This is a genomic window from Nonomuraea sp. NPDC049624 (assembly GCF_040675255.1).
In the GTDB taxonomy this organism is placed as follows: domain Bacteria; phylum Actinomycetota; class Actinomycetes; order Streptosporangiales; family Streptosporangiaceae; genus Nonomuraea.
On record NZ_JBFAOR010000007.1, the window covers coordinates 181,558 to 196,120 of the forward strand.

General features: G+C 72.2%; 12 protein-coding genes. 6 read left to right on the forward strand and 6 right to left on the reverse strand.

All coding sequences use genetic code 11. The features are described 5' to 3' along the window. Nucleotides 1-245 precede the first annotated feature (245 nt). On the forward strand, nucleotides 246-743 hold the full coding sequence (locus AB0J76_RS28790; protein WP_352320810.1) for a DUF402 domain-containing protein: 498 nt from the start codon (nucleotides 246-248) through the stop codon (nucleotides 741-743). Nucleotides 744-1,560: 817 nt separating this feature from the next. On the opposite strand, the gene AB0J76_RS28795 is transcribed toward AB0J76_RS28790, so the two are convergent. Beyond that, nucleotides 1,561-2,817 (reverse strand): glucarate dehydratase family protein, encoded by a 1,257-nt coding sequence (locus AB0J76_RS28795; RefSeq protein ID WP_352320812.1) that lies wholly within the window; start codon nucleotides 2,815-2,817, stop codon nucleotides 1,561-1,563. Between the two features lie 107 nt (nucleotides 2,818-2,924). On the opposite strand from AB0J76_RS28795, the gene AB0J76_RS28800 reads away from it, so the two are divergent. Next, the gene (locus AB0J76_RS28800) at nucleotides 2,925-4,397 is read left to right on the forward strand and encodes an aldehyde dehydrogenase (NADP(+)) (RefSeq protein WP_352320814.1); all 1,473 of its coding nucleotides are present in this window, start codon (nucleotides 2,925-2,927) and stop codon (nucleotides 4,395-4,397) included. A 176-nt stretch (nucleotides 4,398-4,573) separates the two neighbouring features. On the opposite strand, the gene AB0J76_RS28805 is transcribed toward AB0J76_RS28800, so the two are convergent. Continuing rightward, nucleotides 4,574-5,335, reverse strand: coding sequence for an IclR family transcriptional regulator (locus tag AB0J76_RS28805; RefSeq protein ID WP_352320815.1), 762 nt, complete (start codon nucleotides 5,333-5,335; stop codon nucleotides 4,574-4,576). Between the two features lie 278 nt (nucleotides 5,336-5,613). On the opposite strand from AB0J76_RS28805, the gene AB0J76_RS28810 reads away from it, so the two are divergent. The 3 genes from AB0J76_RS28810 (at nucleotide 5,614) to AB0J76_RS28820 (ending at nucleotide 8,385) form a co-directional block, all read left to right on the forward strand. Then, a complete protein-coding gene (locus tag AB0J76_RS28810) occupies nucleotides 5,614-6,408 on the forward strand; it encodes an NAD(P)-dependent oxidoreductase (protein WP_352320817.1) in 795 nt (264 codons plus the stop codon). An 82-nt stretch (nucleotides 6,409-6,490) separates the two neighbouring features. Beyond that, nucleotides 6,491-7,453 carry a LacI family DNA-binding transcriptional regulator gene (locus AB0J76_RS28815; RefSeq protein ID WP_352320819.1) on the forward strand — a complete coding sequence of 321 codons (963 nt, stop codon included), beginning with the start codon at nucleotides 6,491-6,493 and terminating at the stop codon, nucleotides 7,451-7,453. After that, nucleotides 7,450-8,385: an aldose epimerase family protein gene (locus AB0J76_RS28820; protein WP_352320820.1), complete on the forward strand. Its 936-nt coding sequence runs from the start codon at nucleotides 7,450-7,452 to the stop codon at nucleotides 8,383-8,385. Before AB0J76_RS28815 ends, AB0J76_RS28820 begins: the two co-directional genes overlap by 4 nt. On the opposite strand, the gene AB0J76_RS28825 is transcribed toward AB0J76_RS28820, so the two are convergent. The 3 genes from AB0J76_RS28825 to AB0J76_RS28835 form a co-directional block, all read right to left on the reverse strand. Then, nucleotides 8,375-10,837, reverse strand: coding sequence for a SpoIIE family protein phosphatase (locus tag AB0J76_RS28825; RefSeq protein ID WP_364391024.1), 2,463 nt, complete (start codon nucleotides 10,835-10,837; stop codon nucleotides 8,375-8,377). The genes AB0J76_RS28820 and AB0J76_RS28825 overlap by 11 nt on opposite strands. Nucleotides 10,838-10,936: 99 nt before the next feature. Beyond that, nucleotides 10,937-12,190 carry an MFS transporter gene (locus AB0J76_RS28830; RefSeq protein WP_364391027.1) on the reverse strand — a complete coding sequence of 418 codons (1,254 nt, stop codon included), beginning with the start codon at nucleotides 12,188-12,190 and terminating at the stop codon, nucleotides 10,937-10,939. Beyond that, nucleotides 12,187-12,900: a tyrosine-protein phosphatase gene (locus AB0J76_RS28835; RefSeq protein ID WP_364391030.1), complete on the reverse strand. Its 714-nt coding sequence runs from the start codon at nucleotides 12,898-12,900 to the stop codon at nucleotides 12,187-12,189. Before AB0J76_RS28835 ends, AB0J76_RS28830 begins: the two co-directional genes overlap by 4 nt. Before the next feature lie 87 nt (nucleotides 12,901-12,987). On the opposite strand from AB0J76_RS28835, the gene AB0J76_RS28840 reads away from it, so the two are divergent. Continuing rightward, the gene (locus AB0J76_RS28840; protein WP_352323167.1) at nucleotides 12,988-13,695 is read left to right on the forward strand and encodes a GntR family transcriptional regulator; all 708 of its coding nucleotides are present in this window, start codon (nucleotides 12,988-12,990) and stop codon (nucleotides 13,693-13,695) included. Here the strand turns inward: AB0J76_RS28840 and AB0J76_RS28845 are convergent. After that, the gene (locus tag AB0J76_RS28845) at nucleotides 13,679-14,515 is read right to left on the reverse strand and encodes a metallophosphoesterase (RefSeq protein ID WP_352323166.1); all 837 of its coding nucleotides are present in this window, start codon (nucleotides 14,513-14,515) and stop codon (nucleotides 13,679-13,681) included. The genes AB0J76_RS28840 and AB0J76_RS28845 overlap by 17 nt on opposite strands. Nucleotides 14,516-14,563: the final 48 nt, after the last annotated feature.

Genomic DNA, 14,563 nt, shown 5'->3' on the forward strand with positions numbered 1-14,563 from the left:
GGAAGGTCCATCGACTCTTGGGGAGCGTTGAGGGGCTTGAGGCGTTTGTGGTGCGGCGTACCTGGTGGCGGCTGCATGGTGTCGTGCAGTGGCAGGCAGGCAGGCAGGCAGGCAGGCAGGGGAGGGGCTGCGTCTGTGGCGAGGGCACGGTCTCAGGGCATGGGGGAGAGGGCGGCAGCGGAGGGGATGAGAGGGGTGACCTCTCGGTTCTCGTGGTGGAGGGGGACGAAAAGTAGATTTGTTCTATGAGTGATGTACGGGTGGTGTTTCGGAAGTACGGCGGGGCGTTGCACTGGAACCATCCGGGCACGGTGCTCGGAGACGATCAATATGGGGTTTGGGTGGCCGTGCCCGGCGGGACGGTTGCGCGCAAGGGGGATGGGCCGGCCATCACCTGGGACAACCACGCGACCATGCTGTTCCCGCGGGATGCCTGGTGGGCGGCATCGTTTAATGCGGCACCGCATCGCACTGAGGTCTACGTGGATGTCACCACGGTTCCCGAGTGGCGGGATGACGAGGTCACCATGTTGGATCTCGATCTCGACGTGATCAGGAAGCGGGACGGCCGGCTCATTCTCGACGATGAGGACGAGTTCGCCGAGCATCAGGTGGTGCTGGGGTATCCGCCGGAGTTGGTCGCCGGGGCGGAAGCGAGTGCGCGGTGGCTGATGGATGCGGTCGGGGCTCGTAGAGGGCCATTCGGGGGAGCGCACGTGAAGTGGCTCGCGATGATGGAGTGAGTGCCGTCGGTTCGGATGGTGGGTAGTGGGGCGGCGAGCTTGGGCTTGCGTCGGCGGCTGACACGGTGAGGTGTGTTGGGGCGTCGGGTGAGGCTGCTGGCGCTGCTGCTCAGGCGGGTCACCTTGGATTATGGACGGCGATGGTGCGAGGTGGCCGAGGGAGCGCCTGACTTGTGGTGAATCCTGCGTCCGTAAAGGCGCGGTGGATGGCCTGCCGTGGCCTGATGCTGAGGGCGGCTGGTGCAGTTTCCTTTTGCTTGCGCTGGTAAGTGAATGTTCGCCCGTTGGCGAGGTCGCAGGCGAGCAGGGTGGTCTGGGACCGTCGTTGGGTGGTCGATCACCGCTTGCGGCATCGGCTCACTGGCGAGCGTCAGCGACCTCGTGCGGACTTTCCGTTGTGTGGATTTGAGCGCTTCAACATCGACGAGTGCGGGTGCATCGCTGGGCTTTGCGACGGTGGGTCGTTTCGGGACAGGGGCATCGGCGGGGGAGGGCGGTGGGGACCGGGCGGGACCAGGCCTGGGAGCGGATCGGCAGGTACGAAGGCGGGATCGGGGACGTCCAGGACGCGGTGTGCCGGGGTGCGGGGTGGCGGCCCGGGTGGAGTGGTAGCCGGCGGCCAAGGCGATCGTGTCGACGCTCAACCCAGCCCAACCCAACCCAGACCAAACAGCCCAAGCCAAGCCAACCCGGCCCAGGCCAAGCCAACCCGGCCAAACCAACCCGGCCAAACCAACCCGGCCCAACCCGGCCCGGCCAGGCGGGCGGGCGGTGGTCGGGTTGCCGATGACGTCCCAGGGGTGGACGTAGGTGACGTTCACCAGCGGGGGAGCTTCGCGGAGAAGGCGGGCTCGATGCGCCGCATGTAGGTCGTGTCGTCGCGGGCGCGGATGCCGCAGGTCTCGTACTGCTCGTGCATGACCGCCAGCGCGTCGCGGTCCAGTTCGACGCCCAGGCCGGGGCCGGTGGGCACCGGTACGGCGCCGTTCACGAAGCGCAGGCTGCCGGGGAGTACCACGTCCTGGCCGTCCTGCCAGGGGGTGTGGGTGTCGCAGGCGAAGGTGAGGTTCGGGGTGGCGGCGGCCAGGTGGGTCATCGCGGCCAGGCTGATGCCGAGGTGGGAGTTGGAGTGCATCGACAGGTCCAGGCCGAAGGTGCGGCACAGGGTGGCGATGTGCGCGGATCGTACGAGTCCGCCCCAGTAGTGGTGGTCCAGCAGGAGCACGCCGATCGCGCCGGCGGCGATGGCGGGGGGCAGGTGTTCGGGGGTGACGACGCACATGTTCGTGGCGAGCGGCATCGGGACGGCTCTGGCCACCTCGGCCATGCCCGCGATGCCCGGCGTGGGGTCCTCCAGGTACTGGAGTGCGCCGTCGAGTTCGCGGCCGACGCGGATGGACGTCTCGACGGTCCAGGCGGCGTTGGGGTCCAGGCGGAGGGGGATGCCGGGGAACGCCTCGTGCAGGGCGCGGATGCCGGCGATCTCCTGGTCGGGCGGGAGGACGCCGCCCTTCAGCTTGATCGAGGAGAAGCCGTGCTCCTTGATCAGGAGGGTGGCCTGCGCCACCAGGGACGCCTCGTCGAGGGCCGGGCCGAAGCGGTCGGGGTCAGCGTCGGGGTGGCCCGCCCACTTGTAGAACAGGTACGCGCTGTAGGGGACGGCGTCGCGGACGCGGCCGCCGAGCAGGTCCACGACGGGTACGCCGGCCGCTTTGCCGCGGATGTCCAGGCAGGCCACCTCGAAGGGGGAGAAGACCCGGTCGACGCTCTTCTCCTTGGTGGCGACGCCGGTCAGTCCGTGCAGGTCGGTCACGACGTCGCCGACGGTGGCCGCGATGCGGGCGTGCATCTCGTTGGTCGCGTGGACGTCGAGCCCGAGCAGGACCTGTGCGCACTCGCGGACCTTGGTGAGGTGGCCGAGGTCGCCGTAGGTCTCGCCCAGTCCGGGGATGCCCTCGTCCGTGACGATCTCGACGACGGTCCGCAGGGCCCATGGCTCGTGCACGCCGGCGGCGTTCAGGAGGGGCGGATCCCGGAAGGCGACGGGGGTGACGTGGATCTGCCGGATGATCATTTCTGAACCGCCGTCCATATATGTGAACAATGGCCAGATTTGTGGACAGGCTGCTGCGACTGTAAGAATCGGGCCGAGAAAGTGTCAAGACTCCGAAGGGCCACTCGATGATCTACGGATACGACCCCAGGACCGGTGAGACCGTGGGCGGCGGGCTGCCCGAGACCGACGGCGCCGGGGTCGACTTGATCGTCTCCGCGGCGACGGCTGCGGGCGCCGCGTGGCGCGCGACGCCGGCGGACGAGCGGGCGGCGGCGCTGGAGGCCATCGCCGACGCCCTCACCGCGCACGTGGACGAACTGTGGCAACTCGCCGACCGGGAGACCGCGCTCGGTGAGGTACGGCTGCGGGGCGAGGTGGCGCGTACGGCCGGGCAGTTCCGGCTTTTCGCCCAGGTCGTCAGAGACGGCGGTTACCTGGAGGCCGTCATCGACCACGCGGACCCGGCGCTCGCGCCGCCGCGGCCGGACGTGCGGCGGATGAACCATCCGCTGCCCGGGGTCGTCGCGGTGTTCGCGGCGAGCAACTTCCCGTTCGCGTTCTCGGTGGCCGGCGGGGACACCGCCTCGGCGCTGGCCGCGGGGTGTGCAGTGGTGGTCAAGGCACATCCGGGGCATCCGAACACGTCCGAGCGGGTGGCGAAGATCGTACGGAATGCCTTGCCTTATCCGGACCTGCTCGGGCTGGTGCAGGGGATGCAGGCGGGCGCCGACCTGGTACGCCACCCGCGGGTGGTCGCGGCCGGGTTCACCGGGTCGGTGGCGGGCGGCAAGGCGATCCAGAAGCTGATCGACGAGCGGGAGACGCCCATCCCCTTCTACGGGGAGCTGGGCAGCGTCAACCCCGTGGTGGTGCTGCCGTCGGCGCCGGCGCAGGAGGTGGCGAGCGGGTTCGCGGCGTCGCTGACGCTGGGGGTCGGGCAGTTCTGCACGAACCCGGGGCTCATGTTCGTGCCCGAGGACGATGAGTTGCGCAAGGCGCTGGTCGCGGCGGTGGAGGGGACGAGCGGCGGCCCCATGCTGGCCGAGCGGATCAGGGACGGGTACCTGGGCGGGCTCGGCCGGCTCGGCGAGCTGACGCTGCTGGCGGAGGGGAAGCCGGGCGAGGGGGCCTGGGCGGTGGCGCCCAAGGTGTTCACGACCGATCTGAAGTCATTCGGGGAGCGGCTGCCGGAGATCGCGGAGGAGTGCTTCGGGCCGGCGGCTGTTGTGGTGACTTATCGGGAAATTTCGGAGCTGAGGAGGGTGCTGGAGCGGTTGGAGGGGTCGCTCACGGCTACCGTCCATGGCGGTGATCCGGAGGAGGCCGAGGGCATCGTCGAGGTGCTCGGGCGGAAGGCGGGGCGGCTGATCTGGAACGGATGGCCGACCGGGGTGGCGGTCTGCTGGGCCATGCACCACGGCGGGCCGTGGCCTGCGTCGACGTCGGCGTACACGTCGGTGGGGGCGACGGCGATCGGGCGGTGGGTGGCGCCGGTCGCGTACCAGGACTGGCCGGAGGCGCTGCTCCCGGACGAGCTCAAGGACGCCAACCCCCTCGGGATCCCGCGCCGGGTGGACGGCCGCCCGCAGACGGCATGAAAGGCCGCCCACGGCCTTGAGACGGCGCCGTCGCCGTCGAAGGGGGTCACGGGAAAGCCGTCTAAGAGGGGCACGGGAAAGCCGTCGAAGGGGGTCACGGAAAACCCGTCTAAGAGGGTCATGGGCAAGAAGAGAACACCACCGAGCCACATCGGCAGTCCTTCCAACGGGAGGGTCTAGCGGATGCCCTCCCTGCGCAGAGTGGCAGCCAGCTTGCGGGTGTGCCTGATCACCGCTTCGGTGACGCGCTCGATCTCGGCGGGCGGCAGCGCGGCCGGCATCGAGCAGCTGATCGCGTCGGTGGCCGGGATGCGGTAGTCGACCGCCACGGCCACGCAGGCCACGCCGGGGGTGCCCTGCTCGCGTTCGAGGGCCCAGCCGCGGGTGCGGACCTGGTCGAGCTCGCCGGTCAGCTTGGTCAGGTCGGTGATGGTGTGCTCGGTCAGCGGCCGCAGCGGGTCGGGCAGCAGGGCCACGACCTCGTCGTCGGTGAGCTGGGCGAGCAGCACCTGGCCGAGCGCGGTGACGTGGGCGGGCAGCCGCCGGCCCACCCTGGGGATCACGTGCCCGGCCTCGCGTGACTCGCGGGTGGCCAGGTAGAGGACGTGGGCCTCGTCCCGGCGGGCGAAGTGCACGGTCTGGCCGGTCTCGTCGCGTAGGTCCTCCAGGGTCTCCTGGGCGAAGGGCAGGGCCGGGTCCTTGTCGAGGTAGGCGGTGCCGGTCAGCAGGGCGTGCGGCCCGATCCCGAACGCCCCCCTGGTCGTGTCGGTCTCGACCCAGTTGAGCTCGACGAGGGTGCGCATGAGGGCGTGGAGGCTGCTGCGCGGGAAGCCGGTGCGCCGCTGGAGCTCCGACAGCGTCATGGGGGCGGCCGACTCTGCCAGGGTCTCCAGGATGCGTACGGTCCGCTCGGCGGACTTGACCAGCTGCGGCTCCATGCTCGTCCCATCTCGGCGGCGGCTTCCGGTGGGTCAGAATATGGGATCCCGTCCAGATACATGGACATCGCACCCCGCGCGAACTGGCCGCTGAACCGCCGGGAAGCGCCTTCCGGGCGGCCTCCTGATGGTGAGACATCAGACCGCCTCCCGTTCGCATTCGCGGACACGGCATTCGCGGACACGGCATTCGCGGACACGGCATTCGCGGACACGGCATTCGCGGACACGGCATTCGCGGACACGGCATTCGCCGCGAATTGTGTACAACGGTCGGCATGCGCATTCTCATGACCGGCGCCGCGGGAAAAGTCGGCACCCTGCTCCGTCCCCGGCTCGCCCGTCCAGGCCGCACGCTGCGGTTGTCCGACCTCCATCCGGTCGAGCCGGGCCCGGACGAGGAATGGGCGGGCGCCGACCTGGCCGATCGCGCGGCCATGGCCGAGGCCATGAAGGGCGTGGACGCCGTCCTCCACCTGGGCGGCCAGAGCCGCGAGCGTCCGTGGGACGACATCGTGCACGCCAACGTCCACGGCACCCAGGTCCTCATGGAGGCCGCCAGGAACGAGGGCGTACGGCACCTGGTGCTCATGGGCAGCCACCACGCGGCCGGCTTCCACACCAGGCCGCGCGACGGCTCGGACCTGCCCGACTACGCCTTCCCGCGCCCTGACACCTTCTACGGCGTCAGCAAGGTCGTCATGGAGGCCCTGGGCAGCCTGTACCACGACCGGTTCGGCATGAACGTGACCGTGGTCAGGCTCGGCACCTGCACCGAGCGCGCGGCCGACACCCGCGGGCTGGCCACCTGGATCTCGCCCGGCGACCTGGCCCGGCTGGTCGAGGCCGCGCTGGTCGCGCCCGGCTACCACGTCGTGTGGGGCGTCTCCGGCAACGCCCGCCGGTGGTGGTCGCTGCAGGAGGCCCGCCGCCTCGGCTACGAGCCCCGCGACGACTCCGAGCCCCAGGCCGCCGCCCTCGTCACAGAACAGGGCGAGCCCGACCTGTCGGACCCGGTGCACGACCGCGCCGGCGGGGTGTTCACGCTCAACGAACTCGGCGGCGCCTGGTAGGCAAACGGTTGCAGAAACCTTGACGCCGGGACCGCCGAAGGTCAAGGCTTGGCTCTGGCAACCGTTTGCAAGGAGGACGGCCATGACGGTGACGATCAAAGACGTCGCCCGCGCCTGCGGCGTGCACGTCTCGACCGTCTCGCGCACGTTCTCGGCGCCGCACCTGGTCAATCCTGCCACGCGCAACCGGGTGCTGGCCGCCGCCGACGACCTCGGCTACCGGCCCAACAGGGCGGCCAGGGCGCTGACGACCGGCCGCACGTTCAACCTCGGCCTCATCGTCGCCGACATCGCCAACCCCTTCTTCCCGCCGCTGATCAAGGCCGCGCAGGCGCAGGCGCGGGGGCGCGACTACCACGTCTTCGTGGCCGACACCGACGAGGATCCGCGGGTCGAGGAGGAGCTGATCCGCACGTTCGCCAAGCAGGTGGACGGCGTGCTGCTGTGCAGCCCCCGGCTGTCCAACCGGATGATCGAACGCCTGGCCGAGGACGTGCCGTTCGTGCTGGTCAACCGGCGGATCAAGGGCATGCCCGCGGTGCTGATGGACGTCGGCAAGGGCGCCAGGCTCGCGCTGGAGCACCTGGCCGGGCTCGGCCACCGCAGGATCGCCCTGCTGTCCGGCCCGCCCGGCTCGTGGACCAGCAACGAGATGCAGGCCGCCGCGGCCGAGATGCGGGGCCTCGACCTGCTCTTCTTCGGCCCCAACCAGCCCACCGAGTCCGGCGGCCTGGCGGTGGCGCCGGAGGTGGCCGCCTGCGGGGCGACGGGCGTGCTGGCCTACAACGACCTCGTCGCGCTGGGCCTCCTCGAAGGGCTCACCGCGATGGGCGTCGACGTGCCGGGCCGGATCAGCGTGATCGGGTTCGACGACATCCTGCCGGGGCGGCTCGGCCGGCCCAAGCTCACCACGGTGGCGATGCCCGCGGCGGTGGCCGGGCGGATGGCGGTCGACCTGCTGCTGCAGTCAGAGGGCGAGGGCGCGGTGATCAACCTGGACACCGACCTCATCGTCCGCGAATCCACGGGAAGGGCCCAAACATGATCTTCGGAACGCTGCCGTCGGGGGAGACCGTCGAGCGCGTGGAGCTGTCGTCCGGACGGCTGCGCGCCGAGGTGCTGACCTACGGCGCCGTCCTGCGCTCGCTGGAGGTCTCCGGCCTCGACGTCGTGCTCGGCCTGGACACCCTGGAGGACTACCGCACCCGCAGCCGCTACTTCGGCGCCGTGGTCGGCCGCTACGGCAACCGCATCGCTGGCGGCCGCTTCACCCTCGACGGCCGCGAGCACCGCCTGCCGGTCAACAACGGCCCCCACAGCCTGCACGGCGGCACCGAGGGCTTCGACGGCAAGGTCTGGACGATCACCGCCCGCACCCCCGACTCCGTCACCCTCGAACTGACCAGCCCCGACGGCGACCAGGGCTACCCCGGCACGCTCACCGCCGCGGTCACCTACACCCTGGAGGACGACGCCCTCCGCCTCGACTACGCCGCCGAGACCGACGCGCCGACCGTGCTCAACCTCACCAACCACTCCTACTTCAACCTGACCGGCGGCGGCGACGTGCTCGGCCACGTGGTCAGGCTGGACGCCGCCCACTACCTCCCCGTGGACGACGGCAAGATCCCCACCGGGGAGCTCGCGCCGGTCAAGGGCACCCCCTTCGACTTCACCGAGCCGCACGCGGTGGGCGAGCGGATGGGCGGCGCCTACGACCACTGCTACGTGCTCGACGGCGACATCGAGGTCAGCGCGGGCGGCCTGACCATGCGGGTGACCACCACCGAGCCGGGCGTGCAGTTCTACACGGGCGGCATGCTCGACGGGGTCGCCACGCCGTACGGGCCCTTCGCCGGGTTGTGCCTGGAGACCCAGCACTTCCCCGACTCGCCGAACCAGCCGCACTTCCCCTCCACCGTGCTGCGGCCCGGCGAGCGCCACACCTCCTCGACCGCCTACCGCTTCACGGCCTGACCCCGCGCAGCTCGGTCGCGGCCTTGATGACCAGCAGCGCCACGTCGTCCTGGGACGGCTCCTGGGCGAACGTCTCGACGGCGTGCCGCACGCGTTCGGCCACCGCGTGGGCGCTCAGGCCGCGGCAGGTGGACAGCAGCGCCGACAGGCCGTCGTCGTCGTCGAGCAGCCGGTCGCCGTCGCGCCGTTCGGTCACGCCGTCGGTGACGCACAGCAGCACCTCCTCCGGCGCCAGCTCGAACGTCTCGACGTAGAACCGGGCGCCGGCCTCGACGCCGAGCAGCAGTTGCGGCGCGGCCACCGTGTCGACCGCGCCGTCGGCGCGCAGCAGCAGCGGCGGCGGGTGCCCGGCGGACGCGATCGTGCACAGCGCGCCGCCCTGGGGCAGCGGGATCAGCTCGCCGCACAGCAGGCTGAGGAACCGGCCGTCGTCGCCCTCCTCCAGCAGGGCCTGGTTGAGCCGGTCGAGGATGTCGGCGACCGTGTAGTGCTCCTTGGCCAGCAGCCGGACGGCGTGCCGGGCCAGGCCGGTGACCGCGGCGGCCTCGGGGCCGCTGCCGCACACGTCGCCGAGGGCGAAGCACCAGTGGTCGGAGACGGTGAACAGGTCGTAGAAGTCGCCGCCCACGTCGGCGCCCTCCTCGGCCGGCTCGTAGACGACCGCGGATTCCAGGCCCGGCATGGGGGCCACGCGCATGGGCAGCAGGCTGCGCTGCAACACCCGCGAGGTGGTCGCCTGGCGGGCGTACAGCATGGCGGTGTGCAGGTTGAGCGCGACCAGCCGGCACAGGTCGGCCAGCAGGTCGGCCAGCTCCAGCGGCAGGGTGGGCTCGGCGCGGCCGATCACCAGCGCGCCGTGCGACCTGCCCTGCGTGAGCAGCGGGAACGACAGCACCGTCTCGGGGCCGACGGGCCAGCTCACCTCGTCGAGCGCGGTGCGCGGGATCGCCGGCAGCGACCTGCGCAGGTTGGCGTTGTAACGCTCCTCGCTGTGCCAGACGTGGGCGAGCCTGGTCATGCCCGCCAGATCGGTCAGGTAGACCGCCGCCCACGTCGCGATCTTGGGCACGACGAGCTGCGCGGTCAGCGCGGCGATCAGCTCCTCGTCGTGCACCCCGGCCAGCAGCTCGCCCGCCTCGGCCAGGAACGACAGCCGGCCCCGGTGGGCGCGCTCGCGCTCGGCCAGCCGCTCGCGCTGCACCGGCACCGCCACCTGATCGGCGATGTGCTGCAGGCTGACGGTGAGCTCCTGGTCGAAGCGGCCCGGCTGGGCCGCGGTCACCACGATGTAGCCGGTCACCTCGCCGCCCACGCTCATCGGCGCGCACGCCAGCGACCTGGCCCGCAGCTGCTGGGCCAGCTCGACGTCGCCGGCCAGCAGGTCGTCGATCATCGACGGCGTCCTGCCGTCGGGGCCGAACACGCCCGCGGCCAGCACGCCGACCAGCCCCGCCGTCGCGCCCGCGCCCGCCGCCACGCCGAACCGGTCGCCGCCCTCGGCGGCCAGCAGCACGTACGCCGCGTCGCCGCCGCTGCTGGTCTGGACGATCCGCGCGATGGTGTCCAGCAGCTCCGCGAACGGCATGTCCCGGTCGAGCAGGTCCTTGATCCGCCGTCCGGCCTCCCTGCGCAGCGGCGCGGCCGGCGGCGTCAGCACGTAACGGTGGTCGCCGGCCACCATCATCCAGATCGACCGCCGCTCCTCCGGCCCGCCGCGGCTGCGCACGTGGGAGACGTAGACGGGGATCAGCCGGCCGTCGAGGTGGCGCATGCGCGCCTCGCCCCGCCAGCGGCCCAGCGACAGGGTGCCGGCCAGGGACATGGCGTACGGGCCGTGGCCGCGCCAGGCCACCAGGTCGGCCAGCGGCCTGCCGACGGCCTGCTCGGACGTCCAGCCCAGCAGGTGCTCGGCCTCGGAGTTCCACGACAGCACGGTCCCGTCGCCGTCGGCGAGCAGCACCCCGACGTGCAGCCCCTCGATGGGCGCGGCCACGGTGGCGGGCGCCAGGCCCGGCGTGCCGACCATGACCTCCTGGTGGTCGGGCCCGTCGGTCAGCTCCATGCGGACCCACACCCGTTTGGCGGTCCTGGTGTAGGTGACGCCCCAGGCGTCGGCCAGCATGGCGGCCAGCGCCAGCCCGCGCCCGGACGTGCGCGCGGGGTCGGTGGACATGGCCTCGGGGGTCGGGACCGTCCTGCCGGGCCGGTGGTCGTCGACCTCGATCTCCAGCCTGGCCGGGCTCGCCGCGACGTCGAGGCGGCAGGTCAGCTCGATGCCGGTGCCCGCGTGCACCACGGCGTTGGTGACGAGCTCGCTGGTCAGCAGCACCGCGTCTTCCGTCAGGTGGCTGAGGCGCCACTCGCCGAGCACCTGGCGGATGAAGCGGCGCGCGTGCGCCGGGGCGTGCGGAGTGCCGTCGAAGGCTGTGCTCGACACTCTGGTCGTGTCCACTGTGCGTCCTAGAACATCACTCGTTGTGGCAGTTCGGTCACAGTCAGAGTGTCAGATGGGTGCCGTTGATACCTCCGGTTGTGAAGAAGGTGCTCCCGGCTAACGCACGTCCCGCAGAAGGCCGACCAGCGGCGCCGCGGCGGCCGTCACGACCGCGCAGGCCAGGAAGAGCAGGAAGTAGTTGGGCCCGGGGGCGAAGGGGTCGCGGCCGACGCCGAGCAGCACCGGCGCGAGCGCGGGCGCGACCGCCGACGGCAGGTGCTTGGCCATCGCGAACGCGCCCAGGAAGCGCCCGGCCTCGCGCTCGTCGGGCAGCACCTGGGTCACCATGCCGAGGTCGACCGCGTAGTAGACGCCGGTCGCCGCCCCCGAGACCACGGCCACCAGCACCACGACGGCCACGCTCGCGGTCGCCGCCTTGAGCAGCAGCATGGCGGCCAGGATCACGGTCGCCCACAGGACGAACGGCCGCCCCCTGCCGATCCTGGCCGCCCAGCGCCCGCCGAGGTAGGCCAGCAGGCCGGACAGCAGCGTGCTGACGATCGTCGTCAGGCCCACCAGCGCGGTCGCCGCCGCGGTCGCCATCTGCAGACGGCTCTGCAGGTAGTAGAGCGAGTACGACGAGATCAACGCGAACCCGATGCTGACCAGCACCCGCTGGATCCACAGCAGCCGGAAGTCGCGCGCCCCGGCGGGCAGCACCAGCAGCGCCGAGGCCAGGCTGCGCAGGCTCACCGGCCGCCGCCCGGCCGGATCGAGCCGGCGGTCCGGCAGCGCCACCCACAACACGAGCGCGGCGGCCACGGCCAGCGCCCCGCACACTGCGAACGCCGTGACCAGCGAGTCCTTGAACACCTGGGCGACCACCATCGCGGGCACGACGCCGACGATGTTGCACATCGAGAACACGCCGGCGACCCGTGTCCGGCGCTCGGGCGGGAACTGGTCCACGACGGTGGCGGTCAGGCCGGCCACCATGGCCTGGTAGCCGCAGACGGCGACGATCCAGCCGAGCGCGACCAGGGGCACCGAGCCGGCCATGGCGAGCAGCAGCAGGCCGGCCAGACCGGTGAGCGAGCCGCCGAGGATCCAGGGGCGGCGCATGCCGTACCGGCCGGCGGTCCGGTCCGACAGGTGGCCGGAGATCGGGTTGGCGATCACGGTGGCCACGCCGCCGAGGGCGGTGACCAGGCCGAGCGTGGTCTCCTTGCCCGCCGGGGCGATCTCCTGGATCTTCAGCCCGAGCCCGAGGACGAGGGGCAGCGCGCCGGCGGCGGCGTAGCAGAGCTCGGCCAGGCCGATGGCGGCGACCAGGCCGCGGCGCAGGCGTACCGGCTCCCGGGTGAGCGTCATGGCAGCAGGGCGGCGCGCAGCCGCCGGATCCGGGCGGCGGTGAGGCCGTGGGCGAGCAGGAACCTCTCGGCGCCGCCCAGGTCGTCCAGGGCGGCCAGGAACGTGCGCATCGCGCTCTCGGGCGCGTCGAGCAGCGCGGCCGGAATGCCCCCGGAAGTCCGGGAAGCCCCGGAAGCCCCGGAAATCCCGGAAGCCCCGGCAGTCCCGGACAGGCCGAGCATGGCCAGGACGTCGGGGAGCGCCCGCGCGGTCAGGGCGTAGTCGCGCACGATGGCCTCGTGGTCCACGCCGAGCAGGTCGAGGATGAGGGCGACGACCATGCCGGTCCGGTCCTTGCCGGCCGCGCAGTGCACGAGCGCGGGCAGACCGTCGGCGATCTCGGCGACCACCTCGGCGAACCAGGCGGCCCGGTGGTGGAGGAGGCCGACGTACAGGTCGCCGAGGTCCAGGTCGGCGGGCAGCGCCGCGAGCCGGGCGGGGGAGGAGTCGCCGCCCGTGCCGAGGGCGGCGTGACGGATGCCGTCGTTCGGCAGGCCGACCCAGTCGCCGGGCCGGCGCTCGTCGTCGCCGCGCAGGTCGGCGATGAGCCGGAGGCCGGCGACGAGCCGGGCGTCGTCGGGGCTGAGGGTGTGCGGTTGCGCCGAGCGGTAGAGCACGCCCGGACGCAGGGAGGTCGCGGTGGCGACGTCCCGGAGGTTCAGGAGGGGCATGGGTCATATATATGAGTGGACGGTCTGCGGAAAGGCTGCCCGCATGTGGCCGGAGGATGAACCCTGCGGCACCTTTAAGGTGTTCACGTGCCACGACAAGCCCGCTACCGAGAGATCGCCCAAGTCCTCGGCAGGTCCATCGAGTCGGGCGAGCTGGCGCCGGGCGAGCGCCTGCCGACCGAGGACGCGCTGGCCGAGCGCTACGGCGTCCACCGGCTGACCGCCCGCCAGGCGATGGTGGAGCTGCGCAAGGCCGGCCTGGTCGAGACCCGGCAGGGGCTCGGGAGCTTCGTCAGGCGGGCGCCGCGCCGGATCGAGGTCTCCGTCGACCCCGAGACACGCCGGCACCGCCCTTCGGACATCGCGGGCATGGCGGGTGTGTTCGGCGGCGGCGAGCGGGTCGTGGAGCGCGCGGAGACGGCGCATCCCGTGGCGGCCGGTCACCTGCGGCTGTCCGGCGGCGTCGTGCACGAGATCACCACCCTGCTCCGCAACGCCGAGCGGCCCTGCGTGCTCAGCCGCTACCGCCTGGCCCCCGAGCTGGCAGGGTTGCGCCTCGACGCCAAGGCGGGCGTGCTCGCCTCGCTGGAGGCCGCCGGGCACGCCTACCGCTACGCCTGGCACGCCATCTCGGCCGAGCCCGCCGACCTGCACGACCAGAGCATGCTGGAGATGCAGGCGGGCGAGGCGGTGCTGGTGCGGGAGGGGCTGCTCACGCACGAGGGCCAGCCCCTGTGCCACGTCGAGCGGCGCTGCCGCGGCGACATGATCTCGTTCGTCACCCGATATGACTGAGCAGGACCTCGGTGTCCAGCTCGTAGACCGGCGGCGCGGCCGACAGCGGCACGAGCGTGGCGAGCGCCCCTGACGGGCCGAGGTCCACCCGGGTGAACGCCTGCAGCGGCAGCGCCCGCGTGCGCCCCGCCGGGGGCATGGTGTCGGCGGCGTAGGCGCTGCCGGGGCCCACCCAGACCGGGATTCCGGCCAGCATGCCGGCGCTCGCGCTGTGCGTGTGACCGGCCAGCAGGAGCCGCACGTCCGTCCCGGCCAGCACGCGGGCCAGCCGTTCCGGCTCGCGCAGGCCGATGCCGTCCATGAGGGGCAGCACGCTGGGGATCGGCGGGTGGTGCAGCACCAGCACGCTGCCGTCGGGCGCGGGCGTGGCCAGGGTGTCCGCCAGCCAGGCGAGCTGGTCGTCGTCGAGCTCGCCGTGGTGCCGGCCGGGCACGGAGGTGTCCAGTGCGACCAGGCGCAGGCCGCCCGCCATCGTGACGGCGTCCCAGGGGCCCTCCTCGACGCGCGGCCGGGCGGCGGCGTTCAGCCCGGCCAGGCCCGCGCGGAAGGCCGCGCGCTCGTCGTGGTTGCCCATGGCGGTCACGACGACCGCGCCGAGCGCCCCCGCGGCCTGCCCGACCGCCTCCGCCAGCAGCCGGTACGAGGCCAGGTCCCCCTGGTCGGCCAGGTCCCCCGACAGGACGACGGCGGCGACGTCCGTCCCCGAGGCCAGGACGGCGGCCAGCGCGGCCCGCAGGGCGCCCACCGGGTCCGCCGAGCCGTGCAGCGGCCCCTCGGGTACGACATGGACGTCGGTGAGATGGATCAGCGTGTACGTCATGACCGCGAACCTGCACGACGCCACTGAACGTGATCAGTCATCTATATG

Bases quoted from the DNA above. Each gene is read 5' to 3' on its own strand.
- AB0J76_RS28790 (WP_352320810.1), top strand. From the start codon at position 246: ATGAGTGATGTACGGGTGGTGTTTCGGAAGTACGGCGGGGCGTTGCAC.
- AB0J76_RS28795 (WP_352320812.1), bottom strand. From the start codon at position 2,817: ATGATCATCCGGCAGATCCACGTCACCCCCGTCGCCTTCCGGGATCCG.
- AB0J76_RS28800 (WP_352320814.1), top strand. From the start codon at position 2,925: ATGATCTACGGATACGACCCCAGGACCGGTGAGACCGTGGGCGGCGGG.
- AB0J76_RS28805 (WP_352320815.1), bottom strand. From the start codon at position 5,335: ATGGAGCCGCAGCTGGTCAAGTCCGCCGAGCGGACCGTACGCATCCTG.
- AB0J76_RS28810 (WP_352320817.1), top strand. From the start codon at position 5,614: ATGCGCATTCTCATGACCGGCGCCGCGGGAAAAGTCGGCACCCTGCTC.
- AB0J76_RS28815 (WP_352320819.1), top strand. From the start codon at position 6,491: ATGACGGTGACGATCAAAGACGTCGCCCGCGCCTGCGGCGTGCACGTC.
- AB0J76_RS28820 (WP_352320820.1), top strand. From the start codon at position 7,450: ATGATCTTCGGAACGCTGCCGTCGGGGGAGACCGTCGAGCGCGTGGAG.
- AB0J76_RS28830 (WP_364391027.1), bottom strand. From the start codon at position 12,190: ATGACGCTCACCCGGGAGCCGGTACGCCTGCGCCGCGGCCTGGTCGCC.
- AB0J76_RS28835 (WP_364391030.1), bottom strand. From the start codon at position 12,900: ATGCCCCTCCTGAACCTCCGGGACGTCGCCACCGCGACCTCCCTGCGT.
- AB0J76_RS28845 (WP_352323166.1), bottom strand. From the start codon at position 14,515: ATGACGTACACGCTGATCCATCTCACCGACGTCCATGTCGTACCCGAG.